The sequence below is a fragment of the Pseudomonas asplenii genome, from assembly GCF_001293465.1.
In the GTDB taxonomy this organism is placed as follows: Bacteria; Pseudomonadota; Gammaproteobacteria; order Pseudomonadales; family Pseudomonadaceae; genus Aquipseudomonas; species Aquipseudomonas fuscovaginae_B.
In genome coordinates, this window is the sequence record NZ_JSYZ01000015.1 from 23,317 (window position 1) to 47,795 (window position 24,479).

The window sequence follows — 24,479 nt, forward strand, 5'->3', positions numbered from 1 at the left end:
AAACCGAGTGAGGACAGCGCTGTGCGCTCTACTGAAGTTGTGATCATCGGCGCCGGTGCCGCCGGCCTGATGTGTGCCTTTACCGCCGCTGCCCGTGGGCGCCAGGTGCTGCTGCTCGACCATGCCAACAAGGCCGGGAAGAAGATCCTGATGTCCGGTGGCGGGCGCTGCAACTTCACCAACCTGTACACCGAACCGGGCAACTTCCTTTCGCAGAACCCGCATTTCTGCAAGTCGGCGCTGGCCCGCTACACCCAGTGGGACTTCATCGCAATGGTCGCCAAGCACGGCGTTCCCTACCACGAGAAGAAGCTCGGCCAGCTGTTCTGCGACAACAAGTCCAGCGACATCCTCGGCATACTGCTGGACGAATGCGACCAGGCCGGCGTCGAACTGCACCTGGACACTTCCATCGAACACATCGAAAAGCTGGACAGCGGTTACCTGCTGCAAACCACCCTTGGCCCGGTCACCTGCCAGTCGCTGGTGATCGCCACCGGCGGGCTGTCGATCCCGACCCTCGGCGCCACCGGTTTCGGCTACCAGGTCGCCCGGCAGTTCGGCCACCAGGTGTTACCGACCCGCGCAGGGCTGGTGCCGTTCACCATTACCGATCAACTCAAGGCGCTGTGCACGGAACTGTCGGGGACCTCGGTCGATTGCCTGGTGAGCTGCAACGACCAGGGTTTCCGGGAAAACATCCTGTTCACCCACCGCGGCCTCAGCGGCCCGGCGATCCTGCAGGTGTCCTCGTTCTGGCAGCCAGGCGACACGGTGCATATCAACCTGCTGCCGGACCACGATGCCCTGCAGTGGCTGCAACAGCAGCAGGCCGAGCGGCCCAACAGTGAACTCAAGACTCTGCTGGGCGAAATCTTCACCAGGAAAATGGCCAACCTGCTGGCCGAACACTGGTTCGTGTCCAGGCCGATGAAGCAGTACACCCCGGCGGAGCTGGCCGAGGTGGCCGGCAAGCTCGGCGACTGGCAGGTGATTCCGGCGGGAACCGAGGGTTATCGTACGGCCGAGGTCACCCTGGGCGGGGTCGACACCCGCGAGGTGTCGTCCAAGACCATGGAATCGCTGAAGAGCCCGGGGCTGTATTTCGTCGGTGAGGTACTGGACGTCAGCGGCCACCTGGGTGGGTTCAACTTCCAGTGGGCGTGGGCTTCGGGGTATGCAGCGGCACAGTTCGTCTGAGGCGTTGCGGCAGATGGCGCTGACACCGATCGCCAGCCAGCGGAGCGCCACCCACCGGAACAGATTTTGCTTTGTTTGCATGTGGCGCCATTGCACCGCCACCCGTCTATAAGCTAATACAGATCAACCGCTTGGCAGGCTCTCACACCTTCATGGCATCGACCTCGTTCAACCAGTCCCTGCGCCGCCTCTGGGCGCTGGACAAATTCAGTTATAGCGTTCGGGTATTCATCGCACTGAGCGGCATCATGGCGCTGTGCTGGTTCCAGAACGAAATGAAGCTGCTGATCCCACTGTTCCTCGGGGTCATCGCCTGCGCCCTGGCCGAGACCGATGACAGCTGGCAGGGGCGCCTCAATGCCCTGGCGGTGACCCTGGTCTGTTTCAGCGTGGCGGCCTTCTCGGTCGAGCTGCTGTTCCCCTACCCCTGGGTATTCGTGGTGGCCATGGCCCTGGCGGCCTTTGCCCTGACCATGCTCGGGGCGCTGGGTGAACGTTATGGCGCGATCGCTTCGGCCACCCTGATTCTCTCGGTCTACACCATGATCGGCGTGGACCAGCGCGGCGGTGAAGTCACCAACCTCTGGCACGAGCCTCTGCTGCTGGTGGCCGGCGCCGCCTGGTACGGCGTGCTTTCGGTGCTGTGGCAGGCGATGTTCTCCAACCAGCCGGTACAGCAGAGCCTGGCCAAGCTGTTTCGCGAGCTGGGCTACTACCTCAAGCTCAAGTCATCGCTGTTCGAACCGATCCGCCAGCTGGACGTGGAAGCCCGGCGCCTGGAACTGGCCCAGCAGAACGGCCGGGTGGTCGCGGCGCTGAACACCGCCAAGGAAATCATCCTGCATCGGGTCGGCAACGGCCGGCCGGGCTCGAAGGTCAGCCGCTACCTGAAGCTGTATTTCCTCGCCCAGGATATCCACGAACGCGCCAGTTCCTCGCACTACCCGTACAACGCCCTGGCCGAAGCCTTTTTCCACAGCGACGTGCTGTTCCGCTGCCAGCGCCTGCTGCGCCAGCAGGGCAAGGCCTGCCGGGAACTGGCGGCCTCGATCCAGTTGCGCCAGCCGTTCGTCTATGACGCCAGCTTCGCCGAGGCCCTGGCGGACCTGCATGCCTCGATGGAGCATCTGCGCATCCAGAGCAATCCGGCCTGGCGCGGGCTGCTGCGCTCGCTGCGGGCACTGGCCGCCAACCTCAGCACCCTCGACCGCCTGCTCAGCGCCGCGAGCAATCCCGACAGCCTGGCCGACGCCAGCGACAGCAGCCTGCTGGACCGCTCGCCCCGCAACTTCAAGGACGTGCTGACGCGCCTGCGTACCCAACTGACGCCGACCTCGCTGCTGTTCCGCCATGCCTTGCGCCTGCCGCTGGCCTTGAGCGTCGGCTACGGCATGGTGCACCTGGTGCACCCGTCCCAGGGCTACTGGATCATTCTCACCACCCTGTTCGTCTGCCAGCCGAACTACGGCGCCACGCGGCGCAAGCTCGGCCAGCGGATCATCGGTACCGCCTTCGGCCTGACCGCGGCCTGGGCCCTGTTCGACCTGTTCCCCAGCCCGCTGATCCAGGCGTTCTTCACCATCGCCGCCGGCCTGGTGTTCTTCATCAACCGCACCACCCGCTACACCCTGGCGACGGCCGCCATGACCCTGATGGTGCTGTTCTGCTTCAACCAGGTGGGTGACGGCTACGGGCTGTTCCTGCCACGCCTGTTCGATACCCTGCTGGGCAGCCTGATCGCCGGCCTGGCGGTGTTCCTGTTCCTGCCGGACTGGCAGGGGCGACGCCTGAACAAGGTGCTGGCCAATACCCTGACCTGCAACAGTCTGTACCTGCGCCAGGTGATGCAGCAGTACGGCCAGGGCAAGAGCGATGACCTGGCCTACCGCCTGGCCCGTCGCAACGCCCACAACGCCGATGCGGCGCTGTCGACCACGCTGGCGAACATGCTGATGGAGCCGGGGCACTTCCGCAAGGAGGCCGACGTCGGCTTCCGCTTCCTGGTGCTGTCGCACACCCTGCTCAGCTACCTCTCGGGGCTCGGCGCGCACCGCGAGAACCCGTTGCCGGCGGAGGCCCGCGAACACCTGATCAATGGCGCCGGCGCCACGCTGGCCAACAGCATCGAGCAGATCGCCATCGGCCTGGCGAACAAGACGCCCATCGAAGTCCAGAGCGACGCTGAAGAAGCCCTGGCCAACGAACTGGAACAGATGCCGGAAGAAATCGACGAAATCCAGCGTCTGGTCCAGACCCAGCTGGCGCTGATCTGCCGGCAGTTGGGGCCATTGCGCACGCTGGCGGCGCACCTGATCAAGGGGGCGGAAGAACAGGCGCCGGTGTAAAGCCGCCAACCGCTTCGCGGGGCTTGCCCGCGAAGCTTTCGATCCGACAATCACATGCCGTGCAATTCGAGCAGGCGCTGATAACTTCCATCCGCCTTCATCGCGGCGATCTCACGGTCGAAGCCGGCGACAATCTGCTCATGCTGGGGATTCTGCAGGCTGACCAGGATATGCAACCCATTCTCCGTCAGCGGCTTGGGCAGGAACTCCACCGCATCGCGCACCTCGGGCGACTCCTGGCCAAGGTAGTAACGCGCCACATACTCATCCTCCAGCGTCAGCTTCACCCGCTCCGCCGCCAACATGCGTACGGCCAGGGCGAAGTTGTGCACCGGCACCTTCTGTAAGCGGGTATCGGCTTCGAACTCGCTGGAATAGGCATAATCACGCACCACCGCGATCGGGTAGCCGTGCAACTGCTGCAGGTTGTCATAGCTGATCGACGAGCCCTTGTGCCGGAGGAACATCACCCGGTTCATCAGGTACTCGCCCGAGAATTGCCCCAGCAGGGTCCTGTCCTTGCTGTACCAGGCGTTGATCAGGACATCGTAACGACCTTCGCCGACGCCCTTGAGTGCCCGCGCCCAGGGCACCTGTTCGAATTGACTGGCATAACCGGCACGGGCCAGGGCCGTACTGACGATATCGGTCGCCAGGCCACCATTGACCAGGCCCACATCGGTGAAGGGCGGCCAGGCATCGGCGACCAGACGCAGCTTTTGCGCAACCGCACCCTGTGCGAGCAACAACAATCCAAGCAAGGCAAAAGCTCGATGCAGTCGCGACATGCCAAAGATCCTTAGCGGGCTGGACGGCCCAGCAGAATGAGGCGAAGCAGAGGGGCCGGAAGAAAGCAATTGAGCGCTCCCTGTTCCTAACAGTAGCTCATTAGCATCAGGGCAGACGCCCTGCCGGGCAGATTACACAAAGATGCCGAAAACGGGCAACGCGCCCGGGGCCGCAACAGTGTTCACCCGGTTGGCGGCATGGGCCAGGCCGCTTAGTATCGACAGCGGATATCGAATCAGAGTGAATGAAATGAGCATCGACTGGATCTGCAAGCACCACAGCGACCTGGGCAAGGAACAGCTGTACACCATTCTGCGACTGCGCACCGAAGTTTTCGTGGTCGAGCAGAAATGCCCCTATCAGGAAGTCGATGGCCGCGACCTGCGGGACGACACCCATCACCTGATGGGCTGGCGCGATGACCGGCTGGTGGCCTATCTGCGCCTGCTCGACCCTCTGTCCCAGGGCGGCAACGTGGCGATCGGGCGGGTGGTCGTCGCCCCCGAAGCCCGCGGAACCGGGCTGGGCCATGAGCTGATGCAAGAAGCCCTGAGGCAGACCGAGAAGATGTGGTCGGGGCTGGAGATCTACCTGTCGGCCCAGGCGCACCTGCAGGACTACTATGGCCGCTATGGTTTCGTCGCCGTGGGCAACACCTACCTGGAGGACGGCATCCCGCACGTCGGCATGCGCAAGGCCTGAGACGGTTCAGGGATAACCCAGCACCCGCTTGATCGACGCCAGGTTGCCCTCGATCCAGCGCTTGTCGATCGCGCCCCAGTCATGAATCCGGTAGCTGCCGGCATGATTGCGGGCGCCTTCCTGCTGTTCGAATGCGCAATGAATATCCAGGTCGGCCAACGCGACGATGGTGTCCTGGGCCGTGCGCCGCGGCATGCCGGTCACTTCGGTCAGCGCCGGGACGCTGTTGGCCGCTCCGCTGTCGATCAGCCAGGCCACGTACAGGCGGCGATAGAAACTGCTCTTGGTCTTGCTGATGTCCATCGGAAAGTCCTTGTCGATCGATCAGTCGGCCACGGCGGCCTTGCCTTGCAGATCCCGCCAGGTCAGGTAGACCCGCAGGTCGAACTCCAGTTGGTGATAGCCCGGCTGCATATACTCGCACAACTGGTAGAACGCCTTGTTGTGCTCGCTTTCCTTGAGATGCGCCAGTTCATGCACCACGATCATACGGAGAAATTCCGGCGCCGCCTCCCGAAACAGTGAAGCGATGCGGATCTCCTTCCTGGCCTTGAGCTTGCCCCCCTGGACCCGCGAGATCGCGGTGTGCAGGCCGAGGGCGCGATGGGTCAGGTCCAGGCGGTTATCGAACAGCACCTTGTCGATGGCCGGCGCGTTGCGCAGGTGTTCCTGTTTCAGGTCCAGGACATAGCCATACAGCGCCTTGTCGCTCTGCACCGCATGCCGGCCGGGATAACGCTGGCTCAGGTAGGCGCCCAGCCGATCCTGGGCGATCATCTGGCGCACCTGCTCCTGCAGGGACGGCGGATAGGCCTGGAGGTATTTCAGCACAGTCATGGGAGGCCGTCGCCTGCATCGGGAAAGGCAGCCAGTTTAGCGAAATCAGCTCGACAGTGCGCTCCAGTCGAAGGTCGTGGCAAAACCGGTGGCATCCCTGGCGATCAGCGGACGGGCGACCAGGAAGCCCTGTACGAACGGGCAGCCATTGGCCCGCAGCCAGTGGGCCTGTTCCAGGGTCTCGACGCCTTCGGCAATCACCAGCAGGCCGAACTGCTGGCACAACTCGATCACGCTGCGCGCCAGGGCGGCATCCCGGGGCGAATCGAGAATCCGGGCGATCAGATGGCGGTCGAGCTTGAGGGTGTCCAGTTCGAGATCGCGCAGGTGATTCAGCGAACAGTGACCGGAACCGAAATCATCCAGGGCCACCCGCACGCCCTGCCCGCGGATCCGCCGCAGTTGCTTGCGCGAAGCCTCGAAATCCTGCATCAGCGCCGACTCGGTGACTTCGACCTCCAGCTGGCTGGGGCGCAGGTCATACCGCTCGATCACTTCCTGCAACTCGTCGATCAGGTTCGGCATGCAGAACTGCGTGGCGCTGAGGCTCACGCTCAGCACCAGCTCATCGGCGAACACGCCATTCCAGTCATGACGCTGGCTGGCCGCCTGGCGATAGATCCAGCTGCCCAGGCGACTGATCAGCCGCACTTCTTCCAGCAGCGGCAGGAACAGCCCCGGCGGGACATCGCCGACGCTGGGATGATGCCAGCGCAACAGCGCCTCGAAACCGCGCAGATGGCCGTCTTCCAGGGACACCTGGGGCTGATAGACCATCTTGAACTCACGACTCTCGATGGCCGAACGGACGCTTTCCTCGAGCATCAGCCGCGAGCGGGCGCGGCCGTTCATTTCATGGTCGTAGTAGCGGTACTGCTGGCGTCCGGCGCGCTTGGCCTCGTACATGGCAATGTCCGCCGCCCGCAACAGGCCTTCCAGGTCGGCACCGCAATCGGGGTAGATGGCGATACCGATGCTGACCCCCAGGGTCATGTCCATGCCATCGATCTGCTGGCGGATCGACACGCGCTCGATCAGCTTCTCCGCGACTTTCGCCGCCTGCTCCGGGCGCTCCAGTTCCAGCAGCGCGGTGAACTCGTCGCCGCCCATGCGCGCCAGGATATCGAAGGGTTTCAGGCAGGCCTTCAACTGCTCGGAGACCCAACGCAGCACCCGGTCGCCGGCATCGTGCCCAAGGGAGTCGTTGACCCGCTTGAAGCCGTCGAGGTCCAGGTACATCAGCACCATCGACTTGTGACCGGGATCGCTGCGCAGCAGGGTGTTTTCCGCGGTCTGGTAGAAGCCCCGGCGATTGAGCAGGCCGGTCAGCGGGTCGGTCACCGCCTGGAACTCCAGCTGCTGATGCAGGTGGCGCACCACCGACATGTCGAGCACGGTCACCACCATGGCCTTCTGGTCGCTGGGCAATGGCGCAAAGGACATCGCCACCGGCAGCGAATCGCCGGTGCTGGTGCACAGCAGCGCATCATGCAGGCGATAGGTCTCGCCCTTGCAGTAACCTTCGTAGAAAGGCGACGTCAGCCATTGGGCAAAGTGCGGCGTGTGCATGAAGTTCAGGAACGGCATGCCGATCAGCATTTCCAGCGGCGCCGCCAGCAGGCGCGAAATCGCCGGGTTGGCGAAGCGGATGCTGCCGTCGTCGTTGACCACCAGGATGCCTTCCGCGGCGTTGTCCAGCACCGAGGCATTGAAGGCCCGGGCGGCCTCCAGATCGCGGGTCAGGCGCTGCAAGGTGCGCCGATTGCGTTGCTGCTCAAGCAAGGCCTGGATCTTGGGCTTGAGGATGTCCGGGTTGAACGGCTTGAACAGATAGTCCACCGCGCCGCTGGCATAGCCCTTGATCACGGCATCCTGGGACTGTTCGTTGGCCGTCAGGAAAATGATCGGGGTCAGCCGGGTACGCTGGCTACCACGCATCAGTCGGGCGACTTCGAAGCCGTCCATGCCGGGCATCTGCACATCCAGCAGTACCAGGTCGATTTCGTGTTCGAGCAGTAGTGTCAGCGCTTCGATACCGGACGCCGCCGTGACCACCTGCCAGTCCTGCCGTTCCAGCAGGGCTCGCATGCTGATCAGGTTTTCAGGATAGTCGTCGACCACCAAAAGGACAGAACTGCTATCACCAGCCTTAAGTTGAGCGCAATCCATGCTGCATCTCTATAGTTCAGGGGACTCCACCCATGTCAGACGGAACCGGACGTAATTACAGAAACAACTCTAGTCCGAGTTTGCGCAAAGCGTAGTAATCACTACGCCATCATTTAACCCGGGCCCGTCTCTCCCGACTAACGGTTGATAGAAGCAATAGGCCATCTTTCGTGCTAGCACCCTGCCAATCCGACTAGCGGTCGTTCGGCCAAGCCGCCGCCAATCGGGGCTCGCGCATTTCGTCGGCGATTTGACGTCAACCGTTCGCCGCTTCGGCGTTAACAAACTATCTTTCAAGCCTTATAAAGAGCGCGCAAAAGCGCGGGCCAAAGCGGTTTGTCCGAAATTTCCGGGCAGGCCTGCGGCTGCGCGAGTCCCATGTTTTTCACGGAACAGATGATCATGATCGACCTGACGACCTGGAACCTCAGCGTCCCTGTCGGCACCCCGCCGGCAACCATCGATACCCCCAAACTGGTACAAGGCTTCAAGGACCAGTATTTTCATTCCGATACCGGCACCCTGTTCTTCTGGTCACCGGTGACCGGCTCCAAGACCGAGAATGCCATCTACCCGCGCAGTGAACTGCGCGAAACCTACCCCGACGGTCGCCTGCGCAACTGGCTATACAGCGAGGCCAACAATTACCTGCGTGCAACCCTGGCGGTGAACCAGGTACCGTCCTCGGGCAAGATCGTCATCGGCCAGATCCATGCCTTCAACAGCACCCAGCCGATGCTCAAGGTCGAGTACCAGTACAAGGACAGCCGCAAGACCGGGATCATCGTGGTGAAGGTCCGCAACCACCCGGACGACAAGGAGAGCCGGGTCATCCAGATCGCCGACGACGTGCCGCTGGACAAGAGCTTCACCTACGTGATCCACCTCAGCCGGGGCGGCTACCTCAGCGTGCGCGCCGCCGACGCGGCGTGGTACACCCAGGTCAGCAGCAGTTGGCGCGACAAGCCGCTGTACTTCAAGGCAGGGGTCTATGTGCAGGACAACACCGGGTATACCAGCGAGGGCGGGATGGTGACCTTCTACAAGCTCGATATCGATCACGAGCAAGGCTGACGGCCCCGAATACAGGGCGGGGCTGGAGAGAGATACCGCTCGATCAGGGGTGGAACAGGGACGACTTGCGGTAGCTGGCGATGGGATCGATCTGCTCGATCTCATCGAACTTCACGGCTCGGTACAGGCCGCTTTCGGCACAGTAGACGAGTAGCCGCGCACTCCAGTCGATACTGCACAGTTCGCCGCGCTCACAGGCCGGTTGCACGCCCGGGATACGCCGGGTCACGGTGATCTTCTGGCGGGTCTTGAAATATCTCAGACGGTTTGGATCGCTTTCTTCCTCTTCGCTCATGGTCATTGGCCTCACTGGCTGAATGAACCGTCAGCGTGGCGTATCGGCGTCCTGGCACACCACTGTCATAATTGACAGTCCGCTATATCGTTTCCTCATAGCCTCAAGCGCATTCGCGTCTAGCGATCGACGACCATGAAAAAACCCGCCTTGCGACGGGTTTCTTCAGCGCACAGGGTCTTAGTTGACCTTGGCGTTCAGCTCACCTTTCAGGTAGCGCTGGAACATGCCTTCCAGGGAGATCGGCTTGATCTTCGAGGCATTGCCGGCGGTGCCGAAGGCTTCGTAACGGGCGATGCACACGTCACGCATCGCAACCACGGTGGCACCGAGGAACTTGCGTGGGTCGAACTCGCTCGGGTTGGTGGCCATCAGGCGACGCATCGCACCGGTGGACGCCAGGCGCAGGTCGGTGTCGATGTTGACCTTGCGTACGCCGTGCTTGATGCCCTCGACGATTTCCTCGACCGGTACGCCGTAGGTTTCCTTGATGTCGCCACCGTACTGGTTGATGATCGCCAGCCACTCCTGCGGCACCGAGGAGGAACCGTGCATCACCAGGTGGGTGTTGGGGATGCGCTTGTGGATTTCCTTGATGCGGTCGATCGCCAGCACGTCGCCGGTAGGCGGCTTGGTGAACTTGTAGGCGCCGTGGCTGGTGCCGATGGCGATGGCCAGGGCGTCGACCTGGGTCTTCTTGACGAAGTCGGCGGCTTCTTCCGGATCGGTCAGCATCTGGCTGTGATCCAGCACGCCCTCGGCGCCGATACCGTCTTCTTCACCGGCCATGCCGGTTTCCAGCGAACCCAGGCAGCCCAGCTCGCCTTCCACGGAAACGCCGCAGGCGTGGGCCATGGCCACGGTCTGCTGGGTCACGCGGACGTTGTACTCGTAGTCGGTCGGGGTCTTGCCGTCTTCGCCGAGGGAGCCGTCCATCATCACCGAGCTGAAGCCCAGCTGGATCGAGCGTTGGCAGACGTCAGGGCTGGTGCCGTGGTCCTGGTGCATGCACACCGGGATATGCGGGAACTCTTCGATGGCAGCCAGGATCAGGTGGCGCAGGAACGGCGCGCCGGCGTATTTGCGGGCACCGGCCGAAGCCTGGACGATCACCGGGGAGTCAGTCTTGTCAGCGGCTTCCATGATGGCGCGCATCTGCTCAAGGTTGTTGACGTTGAAAGCCGGAACGCCGTAGCCGTATTCGGCTGCGTGGTCCAGCATCTGGCGCATGCTGATAAGTGCCATTGTGTATCTCTCTCCCGGACGAGGGTCGTTAATCGTGCAAGCCTGCCGTAGCGGCGGCTGCTATTCAAGTTAGATCAAGCTACTACCGGTCAGGGCGCCTTGCAGGCCCGACCGATCAAATCGTTGGTGGCAACCCAGTAGACCAGGCCTTCCTCACCTTTTTTGTGAAACGCCAACATGTTGTCGCTGTACAGCACACCGCTGTCGACGGCGCCGACTTCCGGCTTGAGGCGATAGACCTGGTCGCCGCCACCGAGGCGTACGTCGACCGCCTGCTGGCTGCTGTCGGCGTAACGCCAGAGCACTTCGGCCTGACTGTCGCAAACCCAGCGGGTCCAGTTGTCCGCCGGTTTCGACGACGGCAGGTTGAAGGCGGCGCAACCGCCGAGCAGTGCCAGTGAAGCGAGGGCGATAAAGCCTTTCATGCCGGTTCCTCGACTGGCGACCCAGGCCGCCAGTACTGCATGTGATGAATCAGACCCGTCAGGGGCAACCCTGTTCCCGAGCCGGCGACGGGGTGTCGTATTTCTCCAGGCCATCCGGGCCCAGGCGCTTGTTCAACAACGGCGCGGTTTCCGCCTGCCAGTCGGCCTGGTAGCAGCCCTTGCCGGCCGGATCGGGCGCTGGCCGCGCCGGTTCGACCGCGGCCTGGCCGGCACATCCGGCCAGCGCGGCGACGGCGAGCCACAGCGCAAGCGGCTTGACCCTATGAACACTCCCTTTCAACGGTCGGTACCGGCTCAGGCCTTGGCGCGGCTTTCCAGCACTTCCACGGCTGGCAGTACCTTGCCTTCGACGAACTCGAGGAAAGCACCACCACCGGTAGAAATGTAGGAGATATCCGCAGCCACGCCGTACTTGTCGATGGCGGCCAGGGTGTCACCACCACCGGCGATGGAGAATGCGGCGCTTTCGGCGATAGCCTGGGCCAGCACCTTGGTGCCATTGCCGAACTGATCGAACTCGAACACGCCGACCGGGCCGTTCCAGAGGATGGTCTGCGACGACTTCAGCAGCTCGGCGAACCGGGCGGCGGTCTGCGGGCCGATGTCGAGGATCATGTCGTCGGCGGCCACGTCGGCGATCAGCTTGACGGTGGCGGCAGCACTTTCGGCGAACTCCTTGGCCACCACCACGTCCACGGGCAGCGGTACGCTGACCTTGGCGGCGATGGCACGGGCGGTGTCCAGCAGGTCAGGCTCGTACAGCGACTTGCCCACCGGGTGGCCAGCAGCGGCCAGGAAGGTGTTGGCGATGCCGCCGCCGACGATCAGCTGGTCGCAGATCTGGCTCAGGCTGTTGAGCACGTCGAGCTTGGTCGACACCTTGGAGCCGGCGACGATCGCCGCCATCGGCTTGGCCGGAGCGCCCAGGGCCTTGCCCAGTGCTTCCAGTTCGGCGGCCAGCAGGGGACCGGCGGCAGCGACCTTGGCGAACTTGGCCACGCCATGGGTCGAACCCTCGGCGCGGTGGGCGGTACCGAAGGCATCCATCACGAACACGTCGCACAGGGCGGCGTATTTGCGGGCCAGCTCGTCGGCGTTTTTCTTCTCGCCCTTGTTGAAACGCACGTTCTCGAACAGCACGATGTCGCCGGCCTTGACTTCAACGCCATCCAGGTAGTCGGCCACCAGCGGCACTTCGCGACCCAGGGCGCGGCTCAGGTAGTCGGCCACGGGCGCGAGGCTGTTCTCGGCCGAGAACTCGCCCTCGGTCGGACGGCCCAGGTGCGAGCAGATCATGACTGCCGCGCCTTTTTCCAGGGCCAGCTTGATGGTCGGCAGCGAAGCCAGGATACGCGCATCGCTGGTGACAACACCGTCCTTGACGGGGACGTTGAGGTCTTCGCGGATCAGTACGCGCTTACCTTGCAGATCGAGGTCGGTCATCTTCAACACGGTCATGGGTCGCAATCTCTGGTTTACGGTTTTGGGTGGACAACGTTCAGGTAGTGCCCTGCAACGTCGATCATTCGGTTGGCAAAACCCCATTCGTTGTCGAACCAGGCCAGCACGTTGACCAGCCTCGGGCCGGAAACGCGGGTCTGACTCGCATCGACAATCGCCGAATGGGGGTCATGGTTGAAATCACAGCTGGCGTGGGGCAACTCGGTATACGCCAGCAACCCCTTGAGCGGGCCGCTGGTGGCGGCTTCGCGCAGGATCCGGTTGACCTCCACGGCATCGGTGTCGCTGACGGTCTGCATCGTGATGTCGAGGCAGGACACGTTCACCGTCGGCACCCGTACCGCTTTGGCCTGGATTCGGCCGGCAAGTTCCGGCAGCAGCCGTTCGATACCGCGGGCCAGGCCGGTGGACACCGGGATGATCGACTGGAAGGCCGAGCGCGTGCGCCGCAGGTCCTCGGCGTGGTAGGCGTCGATCACCGGCTGGTCGTTCATCGCCGAATGAATGGTGGTGATCGACACATGCTCCAGACCGATCGCCTGATCCAGCAGGCGCAACAGCGGCACGCTGCAGTTGGTGGTGCAGGAAGCGTTGGACACCAGCAGTTCGTCGCCGGTCAGGCAATCCTGGTTGACCCCATAAACGATGGTTGCGTCCACCGCCGCCTCGCTGGCCATCGGCTGGGAGAACAGCACCCGTGGCGCACCGGCCGCCAGGAAGCGCTGGCCGTCTTCGCGAGTGTGGTAGGCGCCGGAGCATTCGAGCACCAGGTCGACGCCCAGGCCGGCCCAGTCGATGTCTTCGGGGTTGGCGCTGCGCAGGACCTTCACGCAGCGGCCATTGATGTGCAGGCAATCGTCCTCGACCCGTACTTCGCCAGGAAAGCGGCCGTGGGTGGAGTCGAAGCGTGTCAGGTATTCAAGGCTGGCCATGTCGGCCAGATCGTTGAGGGCAACGATTTCCAGCCCGGCCCGGTCTCCCCGCTCGAACAGCGCACGCAGGACACAACGACCGATACGGCCGTAGCCGTTGAGGGCAACTCTGTAGGGACGCGGTTGAGGCATGGGGATCTCGCCGGAGCTTGAACATCAAGAACCCATGCCGGGGCATGGGTTCTGTGAAAACGGGACTGTCTGTGAGCCAGGGAAGCAGGCGGTGTTCGGGCTACCGCCTTCGCGGGCAAGCCCTGCTCCTACAGGAGGGTGCCGTGCACAAATGTTGCGTACGACACACACCTTGTAGGAGCAGGGCTTGCCCGCGAAGAGGCCGGCCCGGACAACCGACCTGTCACCGGACTCAGTCTTCCAGCAGTTCCTCGGCCTGACCCAGGATGTTCTCCAGGGTGAAGCCGAACTCTTCGAACAGGGCTGCCGCCGGCGCCGACTCACCGTAGGTGGTCATGCCGATGACGCGGCCTTCCAGGCCCACGTACTTGTACCAGTAGTCGGCGTGCGCCGCCTCGATGGCGATCCGTGCACCGACTTCCAGCGGCAGGACCGCCTGCTTGTAGCTGGCATCCTGGGCATCGAACAGGCTGGTGCAAGGCATGGACACCACGCGGACCTTGCGGCCCTGCTCGGTCAGCTTGTCGAAGGCCTGTACCGCCAGGCCGACTTCGGAACCGGTGGCGATCAGGATCAGCTCGGGCTCGCCTGCGCAATCCTTGAGCACGTAGCCACCACGGCTGATGTTGTCGATCTGCGCGGCATCACGCACCTGGTGCTGCAGGTTCTGCCGGGAGAAGATCAGCGCCGAAGGACCGGCCTTGCGCTCGATCGCATGCTTCCAGGCCACGGCGGATTCCACCGCGTCGGCTGGACGCCAGGTATCGAGGTTCGGCGTGGTGCGCAGGCTCGTCAGTTGCTCGATCGGCTGGTGGGTCGGGCCGTCTTCGCCCAGACCGATGGAGTCGTGGGTGTAGACATGGATCACGCGCTGCTTCATCAGGGCCGACATGCGCACCGCGTTGCGGGCGTATTCCATGAACATCAGGAAGGTCGCGCCGTAAGGCACCAGGCCGCCGTGCAGGGCCACGCCGTTCATGATCGCGGTCATGCCGAACTCGCGCACGCCGTAGTACATGTAGTTGCCGCTGGCATCCTCGGCGCTGACGCCCTTGCAACCTTTCCACAGGGTCAGGTTGGAGCCGGCCAGGTCAGCCGAGCCGCCGAGGAACTCGGGCAGCAGCGGACCGAAGGCGTTCAGGGCGTTCTGGCTGGCCTTGCGGCTGGCGATGGTTTCACCCTTGGCCGCGACTTCGGCGATGTAGGCCGAGGCCTTTTCCGAGAAGTCGGCTGGCAGTTCGCCGCTCAGGCGACGCACCAGCTCGTTGGCTTCGGTCGGGAAGGCTGCGGAGTAGGCGGCGAAACGCTGGTCCCACTCGGCCTCGACGGCACGGCCGGCTTCCTTGGCGTCCCATTCGGCGTAGATGTCGGCCGGGATTTCGAACGGACCGTGGTTCCACTTCAGCGCGGCGCGGGTCAGGGCGATTTCCGCGTCACCCAGCGGGGCACCGTGGCAATCTTCCTTGCCCTGCTTGTTCGGCGAACCGAAACCGATGGTGGTCTTGCAGCAGATCAGGGTCGGCTGCTCGCTCTTGCGGGCGGTCTCGATGGCGGTCTTGATCTCTTCCGGATCGTGACCGTCGACATTGCGGATCACCTGCCAGTTGTAGGATTCGAAACGCTTCGGCGTGTCGTCGGTGAACCAGCCTTCGACTTCGCCGTCGATGGAGATGCCGTTGTCGTCGTAGAAGGCGATCAGCTTGCCCAGGCCCAGGGTGCCGGCCAGGGACGCGACTTCATGGGAAATGCCTTCCATCATGCAGCCGTCACCCAGGAACACATAGGTGTGGTGGTCGACGATGTTGTGGCCGGGACGGTTGAACTGCGCCCCCAGGACCTTTTCCGCCAGGGCGAAACCGACGGCGTTCGCCAGGCCCTGGCCGAGTGGACCGGTGGTGGTTTCCACGCCCGGGGTGTAACCGAATTCGGGGTGACCCGGGGTACGGCTGTGCAGTTGACGGAAATTCTTCAGGTCGTCGATCGACAGGTCGTAGCCGGTCAGGTGCAGCAACGAGTAGATCAGCATCGAGCCATGGCCGTTGGACAGGACGAAACGGTCACGGTCGGCGAAGGACGGGTTGCTCGGGTTGTGTTTCAGGTAGTCACGCCACAGTACTTCGGCAATATCCGCCATACCCATGGGGGCACCGGGATGGCCGCTGTTGGCTTTTTGCACGGCATCCATGCTGAGGGCACGAATGGCGTTGGCACGCTCACGACGGCTGGGCATCGCTGATCTCCTGGGTTTTGAGTTGAAACGAAACGGAAAAAAGGCGTGCATTTTCCCTCAGGGAGAGCCCTCGGGGCAATGACAGATAGTCGTTCCACCGCGTTTTTCCCGCCGATAGTTGCGCATCGTGCTGATGAATCCTTTCCGCTCCTGGTCTGTAGAGCCACGGGAAAACGGGAAAGTGCCATTTATCCTGCAATATCAAAAGTTTTTGATATTGACCTTGCGGGGCGTCGCGACGCTGACTAGACTGCTGGCCTTATGAATCTACCTGCGCCCGCCCTGCTTCACGATCGCTGCGACGAGCTGTCCGCCCTGTGCAAGGCCGGCGGCGATCCGTTGCGGCTGAACGTATTGCGGGCGCTGGCCAACGACTCGTTCGGCGTGCTGGAGCTGGCGCAGATCTTCGCCATCGGTCAGTCGGGCATGAGCCACCACCTCAAGGTACTGGCCCAGGCCAACCTGGTGGCGACCCGCCGGGAAGGCAACGCGATCTTCTATCGTCGCGCCCTGCCCCACACCGAATTGCCGGGCGGCCGGCTGCACGCCGCCCTGCTCGACGAGGTCGACGCCCTGCAACTGCCGGTCGAGGTGCAGGCCCGTATTACCCAGGTACACAGGCAACGGGCCGCCGCCAGCCAGGATTTCTTCGCCAAGGTCGCGGAAAAGTTCCGCGCCCAGCAGGACCTGATCGCCGGCCTGGCGCAATACCGCGAAAGCGTCCTGGCGCTGCTCGACAAGCTCAACTTCGCGCCGACCGCCACGGCCCTGGAAATCGGCCCCGGCGACGGTGGCTTCCTGCCCGAGCTGGCGCGGCGTTTCCAGCAGGTCACGGCGCTGGACAACAGCCCGGCCATGCTCGAATTGGCCCGCCAACTGTGCGACCGCGAGGCGTTGACTAATGTCAGCCTGCAACTGGCCGATGCATTGCAGAACAACAGCATCCAGGCCGACTGTGTGGTCCTGAACATGGTCCTGCACCATTTCGCCGCGCCGGCCGAAGCCTTGAAGCAGATGACCGGGTTGCTGCGACCCGGCGGCAGCCTGCTGATAACCGAGTTATGCAGCCACAACCAGAGCTGGGCCAGGGAGGCCTGCGGTGATCTCTGGCTGGGGTTCGAACAGGAAGACCTGGCCCGTTGGGCCATCGCTGCGGGGCTCGTCCCCGGGGACAGCCTCTATGTAGGCTTACGTAATGGTTTCCAGATTCAGGTTCGCCACTTTCAGGGACCGACTGGCGCCACTCAACATCGGTAAACTCAGGAAAACCATCGATATGAGCGAATATTCCGTTTTCACCTCCGAGTCCGTGTCTGAAGGGCATCCGGACAAAATTGCCGACCAGATTTCCGATGCGGTGCTGGACGCCATCATTGCCCAGGACAAGTTTGCCCGCGTCGCGTGCGAAACCCTGGTGAAAACCGGCGTGGCGATCATCGCTGGCGAAGTCACCACTTCGGCCTGGGTCGACCTGGAAGACATCGTCCGCAACGTGATCCTCGACATCGGCTACAACAGTTCCGACGTCGGTTTCGATGGCGCGACCTGCGGTGTGATGAACATCATCGGCAAGCAGTCGGTGGACATCGCCCAGGGCGTTGACCGCAGCAAGCCGGAAGACCAGGGCGCCGGCGACCAGGGCCTGATGTTCGGCTACGCCAGCAACGAAACCCCGGAGCTGATGCCCGCCCCGATCGCCTACTCGCACCAACTGGTCCAGCGCCAGGCCGAAGCCCGCAAGTCCGGCCTGCTGCCATGGCTGCGTCCGGACGCCAAGTCGCAGGTGACCTGCCGCTACGAAGGCGGCAAGGTGGTCGGTGTCGACGCCATCGTCCTGTCGACCCAGCACAACCCTGACGTGTCCTACAGCGACCTGCGCGAAGGCGTGATGGAACTGATCGTCAAGCACGTCATCCCGGCCAACCTGCTGACCAAGGACACCCAGTTCCACATCAACCCGACCGGCAACTTCATCATCGGCGGCCCGGTGGGCGACTGCGGCCTGACCGGCCGCAAGATCATCGTCGACAGCTACGGCGGCATGGCCCGTCACGGCGGCGGCGCCTTCTCCGGCAAGGACCCGTCCAAGGTTGACCGTTCCGCCGCCTACGCCGGTCGCTACGTGGCCAAGAACATCGTCGCCGCCGGCCTGGCCGACCGCTGCGAAATCCAGGTTTCCTACGCCATCGGCGTAGCCCAGCCAACCTCGATCTCGCTGAACACCTTCGGCACCGGCAAGATCAGCGACGACAAGATCATCAAGCTGGTTCGCGAGATCTTCGACCTGCGCCCGTACGCCATCACCACCATGCTCGACCTGCTGCACCCGATGTACCAGGACACCGCGGCCTATGGCCATTTCGGTCGTACCCCGGAGCTGAAGACCGTCGGCGACGACACCTTCACCACCTTCACCTGGGAAAAGACCGACCGCATCGACGCCCTGCGAGCCGCTGCCGGCCTGTAATTTGTCGGTTGCGTCACAAAAGCCCTTCATGGTTCGCCATGAAGGGCTTTTTCATGACAGCCGGTCATTCCCTGTACAAACCTGTTTCCCTATATTTCGCCATCTCGGACCCTGTTTCTCCCCTGGATATTGCACGGCGCCTGTTCGAGAACCTTCCTGATGCGTCGGCAATCGAACATTGAGGTTTGCCATGCGTACTTCCGCTTTCGCCCCCGCCGCGATCCTGCTCGGCCTGTTCACCCTTCCAGCCCAGGCCGCCGACCTGAGCGCACTCACCAACCTGGCGACACAGCTGGGCGGTGGCTCGACGACACAGACGACCGGCAGTTGCAACCCCAAACAGGTGCAGGATCTGCAGAAACAGATCTATGCCGCCAAGGTCAAGGGTGACACCGTCAAGGCCAACGGCCTGCAAATGGCCGTGGACCATATCACCGCCAGTTGCAGCGGCGTGGCCAGCTCCCAGCAGCCCATCAACAACACCGCGGCGCCCCAGGATCCCAAGGCGCAGGCGATCGATGCCGGCATCAAGGCACTGGGCGGCCTGTTCAAGTAAGCCGACATATGCGGTAAGAAAGCCCCGCCCCCGCGGGGCTTTTTAATGCCCTAGGCTTTGCCTTTCGGTCGAGCAAGGAGGCTGCGGCATGGGCTTCGTCCTGGGTATCGCCTTTTTCATCTGCTGTTTCGCAGCCCAGGCCGCGCCGTGCCCGCAGTGGCCGCAGGAGCGCGCCCTGCGCGAAATCGAGGCCCTGGAGCGGCAAATCGCCCAGTGGGACGAGCGTTACCACCGCCAGGGCATTTCGCCGGTCGCCGACGAGCTCTACGACCAGTCCCGCCAGACCCTGCAGGGCTGGCGCGACTGCTTTGCCGCCGGCGGGAACCCGCCGGACAACCCGCTGCTCAAGGCGCGCGGGCCGACTCCCCATCCGATTGCCCATACCGGGCTGGACAAGCTGCCGGACGAACAGGCGGCCCGGGACTGGATCAGCACCCGCCAGGACCTATGGATCCAGCCCAAGGTCGATGGCGTGGCCGTGACCCTCAGCTACCGGCAAGGTCGCTTGCAGCAGGTGATCAGCCGTGGCGACGGCCTCAAGGGCCAGAACTGGACCGACCAGGCCCGCCGGATCGCGGCCATTCCTGGCCAATTGCCGCAACCCCTCGACCTGGTGCTGCAAGGCGAGTTGTACTGGCGCCAGAGCGGCCATGTGCAGGCCGAACACGGCGGGCTGAACGCCCGCAGCAAGGTCGCCGGCCTGATGGCCCGGCACCGCTTGCAACCCGATGAGGGCGAAAGCATTGGCCTGTTCGTCTGGGACTGGCCCGATGGCCCGGCGACCCAGCCTGAGCGCCTGCAAGGCCTGAGCGCCCTGGGCTTCCCCGACAGCGCGACCTACAGCCGGCCGATCAGGGGATTTGCCGAAGCCCGGCACTGGCGCGAGCGCTGGTTCCGAGAGCCGTTGCCCTTCGTCAGCGATGGCGTGGTTCTGCGTCAGGGTCAGCGGCCCGCCGCGCACCTCTGGCAGGCCCGGGCACCCTACTGGAGCGTCGCCTGGAAATACCCCTACAGCCAGGCCCTGGCCCATGTACGCCAGGTCAGCTTCAAGATCGGTCGCACCGGCCGGATCACGCCAATGCTCGAGCTGATCCCGGTACGCCTGGATGACCGTCAGATCAGGCGGGTCAGTACCGGCTCGCTGCAACGCTGGCGGGAGCTGGACATTCGTCCCGGCGATCAGGTGGCCATCAGCCTCGCCGGCCTGACCATTCCGCGCCTGGACGCGGTGGTCTGGCGCAGTGTCGAACGCGAACCGCTCGACGTCCCCAACCCGGACGATTTCCATGAGTCGAGTTGCTGGCGCTACGGCCCGGGCTGCGAAAGCCAGTTTCTCGCCCGACTGGCCTGGCTGAGCGGCAAGCAGGGGCTGGAGCTGCCAGGACTGGGCCCCGGCACCTGGGAAAAGCTGGCTCGCGCGGGCCGCCTTGAACAACTGCTCGATTGGCTGACCCTCGATGCCCACGAGCTTGCTAACATTGCCGGCCTGGGCCCGGTCGGCAGCCGGCAGTTGCTCGATAACGCCCGGTTGGCCCGACAACGGCCGTTCGAGCGCTGGCTGAGGGCCCTGGGCGTACCCGCCGGTGCCGGTATCAGGCTGGACGGCAACTGGCAGGCACTGGCCAGCCGAACCGTCGGGGCCTGGCAGGCCGAACCCGGGATCGGCCCCGAACGGGCCACGCGCCTGGGTGCCTTCTTTCGGGACCCACAGGTAGTGGCCCTGGCTGAATCATTACGTGTCGCCGGGGTCGATGGGTTCTGAGGAAAAAGCTGCAAACCGAATCGGAACACTCATACAACCGAGTCGGCTTTTATTTGTTCATTGTCACTTTTCAGTATTTTTCAGCACGGAGCCTTTCATGAAACTTCCCTCTTCACTGGTGCTTTTCACCCTGTGCACGGTCATGGCCGCCCCGCTCCTGGCCGCCGAGGAACAACCCGAACTGACCGGTTGCGCGGCCAAGCGCCAGGCCATCAGCAACCAGCTCGAGGCCGCCAGGGCCCAGGGCAACAGCGAACAACAGGCCGGCCTGGAGAAGGCCCTGGACGAAGTCACCACCCACTGCACCGACACCTCGCTGAAAAAGGAGCGGGAGAACAAGGTGCTCGATGCCCGGCACGAGGTCAGCCGCCGTCAGGCCGACCTCGACAAGGCGATGAAAAAGGGTGACCCGGAGAAGATCAACAAGCGCAAGGACAAACTCGCCGAGTCCCGCAAGGAGCTGCAGGACGCCCTGGACGAGCTGGACAAGTAGCCCGGCCCGCCCCCGTTCACTCAGTGATCGCGAAACTCCTTGTGGCAGGCATCGCAGGCATCCTCGACCCTTTCCACCGCCGGCCTGAGCAGGCTGGCCTGGTAGGGCTGGACCTTGCTCGCCACCACCAGCTCGCCGGTGGCGCTCTCCAGCGAGCGGGCCAGTTCCTGAAAACGCGCCTGCTTTTGCCAGACATCGGCCTTGGCGCTGGTATGCTCCGTTTCCTTGACCTGCGGGAAATGTTTCCACGGCTCATGGGACAGGCTATCCAGCTTGATCGCTCCCTCGGCAAACGCCGGGCCGTCGAAAGGGATCCGACCTCGGAGCATGCCGCCCAGGTCTTCGCTGGTCTTGAGCATCTGCTTGAAAATGGCCTTGCGCTGGCCCAGTGGCGAGTTCGGGTCGATACCGCCACAGGCGGCGAGGCTCAGGCCGGCCAGCAATACAACGAAAAATTTCTTGATAGTCATGATGGCATCAGGTCACGGGAGACGGCGGCCAGTATCCTCGCCTGAAGATCAAACACCAATAGGCCAGGCCGCCAATACCCTCACTCAATGAATGGATTACCTGAACAACGACTGAACAGGTGATCACTCAAGGAATACACCGCTTCATGAACACCACTTACAAACGCCTGGGCTGGAGCCTGTTCGCCCTGGCCCTGCTCGCCGGCTGCAATGGCAAGGACAACCAGCCACCCGTGCCGGTCACCACTTACGTCAAGGCCGACTGGAAAGCCCTGCCGAACGTTTCCGACGCCGACCTGCAGGCCGGCTTCGCCTCGTGGCGCAGCGCCTGCACCCGGCTGAAGAGCGACGCCACCTGGGCGGCCACCTGTGCCGCGGCGAGCAATGTGCCCGCCAACCCCGTGGCCATTCGCAGCTTTCTTCAGCAGAACCTCGAGGTCTACGGACTGCGCTCGGCGCAAAACAGTGCCGACGGGCTGATCACCGGTTACTACGAACCCGTCTACCCCGGCAGCCTGACCCGCACGGACAAGGCCACGGTGCCGGTCTATGGAGTACCGGACGACCTGATCATCGTCCAGTTGGACAGCCTCTATCCGGAACTCAAGGGCAAGCGCCTGCGTGGACGACTGGAAGGCCGTGTGGTCAAACCCTATGACGACGCCGCACTGATCGCCACCCAGGGCGTCAAGGCTCCGGTGCTGGCCTGGCTGACCGACCCGATGGACCTGCAGTTCCTGCAGATCCAGGGCTCGGGCCGAATTCGCCTGGATGACGGCCGGCAACTGCGGATCGGCTACGCCGACCAGAACGGCCACCCGTACCGGGCCATCGGCCGCTGGCTGGTGGAACAGGGCGAGTTGAAGAAGGAAGACGTGACCATGGGCACCATCAGCGCCTGGGCCAAGGCCCATCCGACGCGCATCCCGGAGCTGCTGGCCAGCAACCCGAGCTATGTGTTCTTTGCCCGCAACCCGGACAGCAACGAAGGCCCGCGTGGCTCGCTGAACATACCGCTGACCGCCGGCTACAGCGTCGCGGTGGATCGCAAGGTCATTCCGCTGGGCAGCCTGCTGTGGCTGTCGACCACCCGTCCGGACGGCACGCCGCTGGTACGGCCGGTGGCGGCGCAGGACACCGGTGGAGCGATTGCCGGCGAGGTCCGCGCCGACCTGTTCTGGGGCACCGGCGACGCCGCCGGGCAACTGGCGGGAGACATGAAGCAGAAGGGCAATATCTGGATGCTGTGGCCCAAGGGCATGGCGTTGCCCCAGGTGCCGGATATCGGTAGCTGATTGCGGTGCAGGCCGTAGGGGCCTATTCGCGGGCAAGCCCGGCTCCTACAGGCTGGTGTCGTAGTCGGAAAACCTGTTTCCGACACCGCACTGCAGGAGCCGGGCTTGCCCGCGAAGAAGCCTTCGCCAGGCCTCAGATGGACACGAAGAAGAAACTCGCGATCAAGGCCATCCCCACTGCCCATACCACCGAGCGCAGTACTGCCCAGTCAGCCAGGTAGCAGATGATGTACAGCAGACGGCTGGTGATGAACAGCACCGCCAGCACGTTGATCGTCACCAGCGAGGCATGACCGACCAGATGCGCGATGATCACTGCGGCGGCAAAGGCCGGGGTCACCTCGAAACTGTTCAACTGCGCCGCATGCGCGCGCCTGGCGAAACCTTCGAGGGTTTCCAGGAACGCCCGCGGGTCATGGTTCTGCCGCGGCCCGAACTGGCCACCACTGAACTTGGCGATACCGGTGCACAAGTAGGGCAGGAAGATCGCGATCAATACACACCAGAGTGCTGGAGTCATGACAAAGTCCTTGTTCTTGGAGTTGGATGAACATGTCGACCAGCATGCAGGCACGCCGGTTTCGCGCAAGCCGGTCTAGTCGGCAAAGGCGCACACAACACTAGCGCATCTGATGGCCCGCGGGGCAAATACGTTCACACTTTGACAAGCCTGCCGCCATACGAATGCGTTGGGTACTCACCAGAACCGCTCGGTCACCTTTCAAGCATCATGCGAATCCCTCGGCGCCCCGCTTTCACTGCGGATCTGCGCATGACTGATCAGGGCGAAGATGCAACTGCCGCCAATGATGTTGCCGGCCAGCGTAGGGCCGGCGAAGTGCAGCCAGAACTCACGCCATGACAGTTCCCCGGCGAATACCAGGTAAGAGACCTCGGCCGAACCGGCCACAATATGCGTGAAATCGCCCAGCGCCATGAGGTAGGTGATCAGGATGATGATCCACATCTTCGCGCTCTCCATGGACGGGATCATCCAGACCATGGTGGCGATCATCCAGCCGGACACGATGCCCTTGGCAAACATCTGTTGTGGCTCGTGCTCCATGACCTTGCGACCGATTTCGAGAAAGGCCAGGTCGGTCTTGTTGTCGAAGATCGGCAGATGCAGCATCACGTAGGCCACCAGCAGCGTGCCGCAAAGATTGCCCACCAGCACCACGCCCCATAAGCGCAGCAGGCGACCGAGGTTGCCCAGGGTCGGCTGGCTCATCAGCGGCAGCACCGCCGTCAGGGTGTTTTCGGTGAACAGTTGCTGGCGCGCGAGGATCACCGCGAGAAAGCCCGCGCAGTAGCCGAAGCTGGCGATCACCTTGAACGCCTCGCCCTCCGGCAACCGGGAGTTGAGCAGTCCCATCGCCATCAGCGACAGGCCCATGGTCAGGCCAGCCGCCAGCGCCGACCAGCCGAGCGCGGCGACACTGCGCTCCAGTTCCTGGTCGCCCTGCAGGCGGATGATTTCATGCAGCACCGCCGCCCTTGGCGGCTGGTTGCGTGTGACGTCCTGCCGCTCTTCGGGCGACAGGTCCGGGGTCTTGCCGTCTTTTTGCGTATCCATCGA

General features: G+C 63.4%; 24 protein-coding genes. 10 read left to right on the top strand and 14 right to left on the bottom strand.

The window, feature by feature from the left end:
• Positions 1-21 precede the first annotated feature (21 nt).
• Together PF66_RS18830 and yccS are read left to right on the top strand one after the other, a co-directional pair.
• Complete coding sequence (locus tag PF66_RS18830) at positions 22-1,200, top strand: NAD(P)/FAD-dependent oxidoreductase (RefSeq protein ID WP_054063510.1); 1,179 nt, start codon at positions 22-24, stop codon at positions 1,198-1,200.
• Between the two features lie 152 nt (positions 1,201-1,352).
• Positions 1,353-3,545, top strand: a complete 2,193-nt coding sequence (gene yccS / locus PF66_RS18835; protein WP_054059935.1) for a YccS family putative transporter — start codon at positions 1,353-1,355, stop codon at positions 3,543-3,545.
• A gap of 50 nt (positions 3,546-3,595) precedes the next feature.
• Here the strand turns inward: yccS and PF66_RS18840 are convergent, their stop codons facing one another.
• Positions 3,596-4,333, bottom strand: a complete 738-nt coding sequence (locus PF66_RS18840; protein WP_054059934.1) for a substrate-binding periplasmic protein — start codon at positions 4,331-4,333, stop codon at positions 3,596-3,598.
• Between the two features lie 250 nt (positions 4,334-4,583).
• Between PF66_RS18840 and PF66_RS18845 the strand changes: the two genes are divergently transcribed.
• Positions 4,584-5,036 carry a GNAT family N-acetyltransferase gene (locus tag PF66_RS18845; protein ID WP_054063511.1) on the top strand — a complete coding sequence of 151 codons (453 nt, stop codon included), beginning with the start codon at positions 4,584-4,586 and terminating at the stop codon, positions 5,034-5,036.
• A 6-nt stretch (positions 5,037-5,042) separates the two neighbouring features.
• Here PF66_RS18845 and PF66_RS18850 read toward each other — a convergent pair whose 3' ends face one another.
• Genes PF66_RS18850 through PF66_RS18860 form a run of 3 tightly spaced genes read right to left on the bottom strand, consistent with a single transcriptional unit; the run spans position 5,043 to position 8,042 of the window.
• Positions 5,043-5,339, bottom strand: a complete 297-nt coding sequence (locus PF66_RS18850; RefSeq protein ID WP_054063512.1) for a winged helix-turn-helix domain-containing protein — start codon at positions 5,337-5,339, stop codon at positions 5,043-5,045.
• A gap of 21 nt (positions 5,340-5,360) precedes the next feature.
• Complete coding sequence (locus tag PF66_RS18855) at positions 5,361-5,873, bottom strand: M48 family metallopeptidase (protein ID WP_054063513.1); 513 nt, start codon at positions 5,871-5,873, stop codon at positions 5,361-5,363.
• Positions 5,874-5,918: 45 nt separating this feature from the next.
• Positions 5,919-8,042, bottom strand: a complete 2,124-nt coding sequence (locus tag PF66_RS18860; RefSeq protein ID WP_054063514.1) for a putative bifunctional diguanylate cyclase/phosphodiesterase — start codon at positions 8,040-8,042, stop codon at positions 5,919-5,921.
• Between the two features lie 402 nt (positions 8,043-8,444).
• Between PF66_RS18860 and PF66_RS18865 the strand changes: the two genes are divergently transcribed.
• Positions 8,445-9,116, top strand: coding sequence for a polysaccharide lyase family 7 protein (locus PF66_RS18865; protein ID WP_054059940.1), 672 nt, complete (start codon positions 8,445-8,447; stop codon positions 9,114-9,116).
• A gap of 43 nt (positions 9,117-9,159) precedes the next feature.
• On the opposite strand, the gene PF66_RS18870 is transcribed toward PF66_RS18865, so the two are convergent.
• The 7 genes from PF66_RS18870 to tkt all read right to left on the bottom strand — a co-directional run bounded on the left by PF66_RS18870 (position 9,160) and on the right by tkt (position 15,857).
• The gene (locus PF66_RS18870; protein WP_054063627.1) at positions 9,160-9,411 is read right to left on the bottom strand and encodes a hypothetical protein; all 252 of its coding nucleotides are present in this window, start codon (positions 9,409-9,411) and stop codon (positions 9,160-9,162) included.
• A gap of 180 nt (positions 9,412-9,591) precedes the next feature.
• Positions 9,592-10,656 (bottom strand): class II fructose-bisphosphate aldolase, encoded by a 1,065-nt coding sequence (gene fba, locus PF66_RS18875; RefSeq protein ID WP_017902971.1) that lies wholly within the window; start codon positions 10,654-10,656, stop codon positions 9,592-9,594.
• Between the two features lie 89 nt (positions 10,657-10,745).
• The gene (locus tag PF66_RS18880; protein WP_054059929.1) at positions 10,746-11,081 is read right to left on the bottom strand and encodes an MliC family protein; all 336 of its coding nucleotides are present in this window, start codon (positions 11,079-11,081) and stop codon (positions 10,746-10,748) included.
• A 58-nt stretch (positions 11,082-11,139) separates the two neighbouring features.
• On the bottom strand, positions 11,140-11,382 hold the full coding sequence (locus PF66_RS18885) for a hypothetical protein (RefSeq protein ID WP_054059928.1): 243 nt from the start codon (positions 11,380-11,382) through the stop codon (positions 11,140-11,142).
• Between the two features lie 14 nt (positions 11,383-11,396).
• Positions 11,397-12,560, bottom strand: a complete 1,164-nt coding sequence (locus PF66_RS18890) for a phosphoglycerate kinase (RefSeq protein ID WP_054059927.1) — start codon at positions 12,558-12,560, stop codon at positions 11,397-11,399.
• 17 nt (positions 12,561-12,577) lie between these two features.
• Positions 12,578-13,627, bottom strand: coding sequence for an erythrose-4-phosphate dehydrogenase (gene epd, locus PF66_RS18895; RefSeq protein WP_054059926.1), 1,050 nt, complete (start codon positions 13,625-13,627; stop codon positions 12,578-12,580).
• A gap of 232 nt (positions 13,628-13,859) precedes the next feature.
• Positions 13,860-15,857: a transketolase gene (tkt, locus tag PF66_RS18900; protein ID WP_054063515.1), complete on the bottom strand. Its 1,998-nt coding sequence runs from the start codon at positions 15,855-15,857 to the stop codon at positions 13,860-13,862.
• 261 nt (positions 15,858-16,118) lie between these two features.
• Between tkt and PF66_RS18905 the strand changes: the two genes are divergently transcribed.
• From PF66_RS18905 to PF66_RS18925, 5 genes are all read left to right on the top strand, one after another.
• Positions 16,119-17,114 (top strand): ArsR/SmtB family transcription factor, encoded by a 996-nt coding sequence (locus PF66_RS18905; RefSeq protein WP_054063516.1) that lies wholly within the window; start codon positions 16,119-16,121, stop codon positions 17,112-17,114.
• A 19-nt stretch (positions 17,115-17,133) separates the two neighbouring features.
• The gene (gene metK, locus PF66_RS18910) at positions 17,134-18,324 is read left to right on the top strand and encodes a methionine adenosyltransferase (RefSeq protein WP_054059923.1); all 1,191 of its coding nucleotides are present in this window, start codon (positions 17,134-17,136) and stop codon (positions 18,322-18,324) included.
• Positions 18,325-18,514: 190 nt separating this feature from the next.
• On the top strand, positions 18,515-18,880 hold the full coding sequence (locus PF66_RS18915) for a DUF1090 family protein (RefSeq protein WP_054063517.1): 366 nt from the start codon (positions 18,515-18,517) through the stop codon (positions 18,878-18,880).
• Between the two features lie 88 nt (positions 18,881-18,968).
• Entirely contained in the window at positions 18,969-20,642 is a 1,674-nt protein-coding gene (gene ligB, locus PF66_RS18920; protein ID WP_054063518.1) for an NAD-dependent DNA ligase LigB, read from the top strand.
• A 97-nt stretch (positions 20,643-20,739) separates the two neighbouring features.
• The gene (locus tag PF66_RS18925) at positions 20,740-21,135 is read left to right on the top strand and encodes a DUF1090 domain-containing protein (RefSeq protein WP_054059920.1); all 396 of its coding nucleotides are present in this window, start codon (positions 20,740-20,742) and stop codon (positions 21,133-21,135) included.
• Positions 21,136-21,155: 20 nt separating this feature from the next.
• Here the strand turns inward: PF66_RS18925 and PF66_RS18930 are convergent, their stop codons facing one another.
• The gene (locus tag PF66_RS18930) at positions 21,156-21,605 is read right to left on the bottom strand and encodes a c-type cytochrome (RefSeq protein ID WP_054059919.1); all 450 of its coding nucleotides are present in this window, start codon (positions 21,603-21,605) and stop codon (positions 21,156-21,158) included.
• Positions 21,606-21,751: 146 nt separating this feature from the next.
• Between PF66_RS18930 and mltA the strand changes: the two genes are divergently transcribed.
• On the top strand, positions 21,752-22,900 hold the full coding sequence (gene mltA, locus PF66_RS18935; RefSeq protein ID WP_054063519.1) for a murein transglycosylase A: 1,149 nt from the start codon (positions 21,752-21,754) through the stop codon (positions 22,898-22,900).
• 133 nt (positions 22,901-23,033) lie between these two features.
• Here mltA and PF66_RS18940 read toward each other — a convergent pair whose 3' ends face one another.
• On the bottom strand, positions 23,034-23,420 hold the full coding sequence (locus tag PF66_RS18940; RefSeq protein WP_054059723.1) for an MAPEG family protein: 387 nt from the start codon (positions 23,418-23,420) through the stop codon (positions 23,034-23,036).
• A 201-nt stretch (positions 23,421-23,621) separates the two neighbouring features.
• Positions 23,622-24,476 carry a formate/nitrite transporter family protein gene (locus PF66_RS18945; RefSeq protein ID WP_054059722.1) on the bottom strand — a complete coding sequence of 285 codons (855 nt, stop codon included), beginning with the start codon at positions 24,474-24,476 and terminating at the stop codon, positions 23,622-23,624.
• Between the last annotated feature and the right edge of the window lie 3 nt (positions 24,477-24,479).

Bases quoted from the DNA above. Each gene is read 5' to 3' on its own strand.
- yccS (WP_054059935.1), top strand. From the start codon at position 1,353: ATGGCATCGACCTCGTTCAACCAGTCCCTGCGCCGCCTCTGGGCGCTG.
- PF66_RS18840 (WP_054059934.1), bottom strand. From the start codon at position 4,333: ATGTCGCGACTGCATCGAGCTTTTGCCTTGCTTGGATTGTTGTTGCTC.
- PF66_RS18845 (WP_054063511.1), top strand. From the start codon at position 4,584: ATGAGCATCGACTGGATCTGCAAGCACCACAGCGACCTGGGCAAGGAA.
- PF66_RS18850 (WP_054063512.1), bottom strand. From the start codon at position 5,339: ATGGACATCAGCAAGACCAAGAGCAGTTTCTATCGCCGCCTGTACGTG.
- PF66_RS18855 (WP_054063513.1), bottom strand. From the start codon at position 5,873: ATGACTGTGCTGAAATACCTCCAGGCCTATCCGCCGTCCCTGCAGGAG.
- PF66_RS18860 (WP_054063514.1), bottom strand. From the start codon at position 8,042: ATGGATTGCGCTCAACTTAAGGCTGGTGATAGCAGTTCTGTCCTTTTG.
- PF66_RS18865 (WP_054059940.1), top strand. From the start codon at position 8,445: ATGATCGACCTGACGACCTGGAACCTCAGCGTCCCTGTCGGCACCCCG.
- PF66_RS18870 (WP_054063627.1), bottom strand. From the start codon at position 9,411: ATGAGCGAAGAGGAAGAAAGCGATCCAAACCGTCTGAGATATTTCAAG.
- fba (WP_017902971.1), bottom strand. From the start codon at position 10,656: ATGGCACTTATCAGCATGCGCCAGATGCTGGACCACGCAGCCGAATAC.
- PF66_RS18880 (WP_054059929.1), bottom strand. From the start codon at position 11,081: ATGAAAGGCTTTATCGCCCTCGCTTCACTGGCACTGCTCGGCGGTTGC.
- PF66_RS18890 (WP_054059927.1), bottom strand. From the start codon at position 12,560: ATGACCGTGTTGAAGATGACCGACCTCGATCTGCAAGGTAAGCGCGTA.
- epd (WP_054059926.1), bottom strand. From the start codon at position 13,627: ATGCCTCAACCGCGTCCCTACAGAGTTGCCCTCAACGGCTACGGCCGT.
- tkt (WP_054063515.1), bottom strand. From the start codon at position 15,857: ATGCCCAGCCGTCGTGAGCGTGCCAACGCCATTCGTGCCCTCAGCATG.
- PF66_RS18905 (WP_054063516.1), top strand. From the start codon at position 16,119: ATGAATCTACCTGCGCCCGCCCTGCTTCACGATCGCTGCGACGAGCTG.
- metK (WP_054059923.1), top strand. From the start codon at position 17,134: ATGAGCGAATATTCCGTTTTCACCTCCGAGTCCGTGTCTGAAGGGCAT.
- PF66_RS18915 (WP_054063517.1), top strand. From the start codon at position 18,515: ATGCGTACTTCCGCTTTCGCCCCCGCCGCGATCCTGCTCGGCCTGTTC.
- ligB (WP_054063518.1), top strand. From the start codon at position 18,969: ATGGGCTTCGTCCTGGGTATCGCCTTTTTCATCTGCTGTTTCGCAGCC.
- PF66_RS18925 (WP_054059920.1), top strand. From the start codon at position 20,740: ATGAAACTTCCCTCTTCACTGGTGCTTTTCACCCTGTGCACGGTCATG.
- PF66_RS18930 (WP_054059919.1), bottom strand. From the start codon at position 21,605: ATGACTATCAAGAAATTTTTCGTTGTATTGCTGGCCGGCCTGAGCCTC.
- mltA (WP_054063519.1), top strand. From the start codon at position 21,752: ATGAACACCACTTACAAACGCCTGGGCTGGAGCCTGTTCGCCCTGGCC.
- PF66_RS18940 (WP_054059723.1), bottom strand. From the start codon at position 23,420: ATGACTCCAGCACTCTGGTGTGTATTGATCGCGATCTTCCTGCCCTAC.
- PF66_RS18945 (WP_054059722.1), bottom strand. From the start codon at position 24,476: ATGGATACGCAAAAAGACGGCAAGACCCCGGACCTGTCGCCCGAAGAG.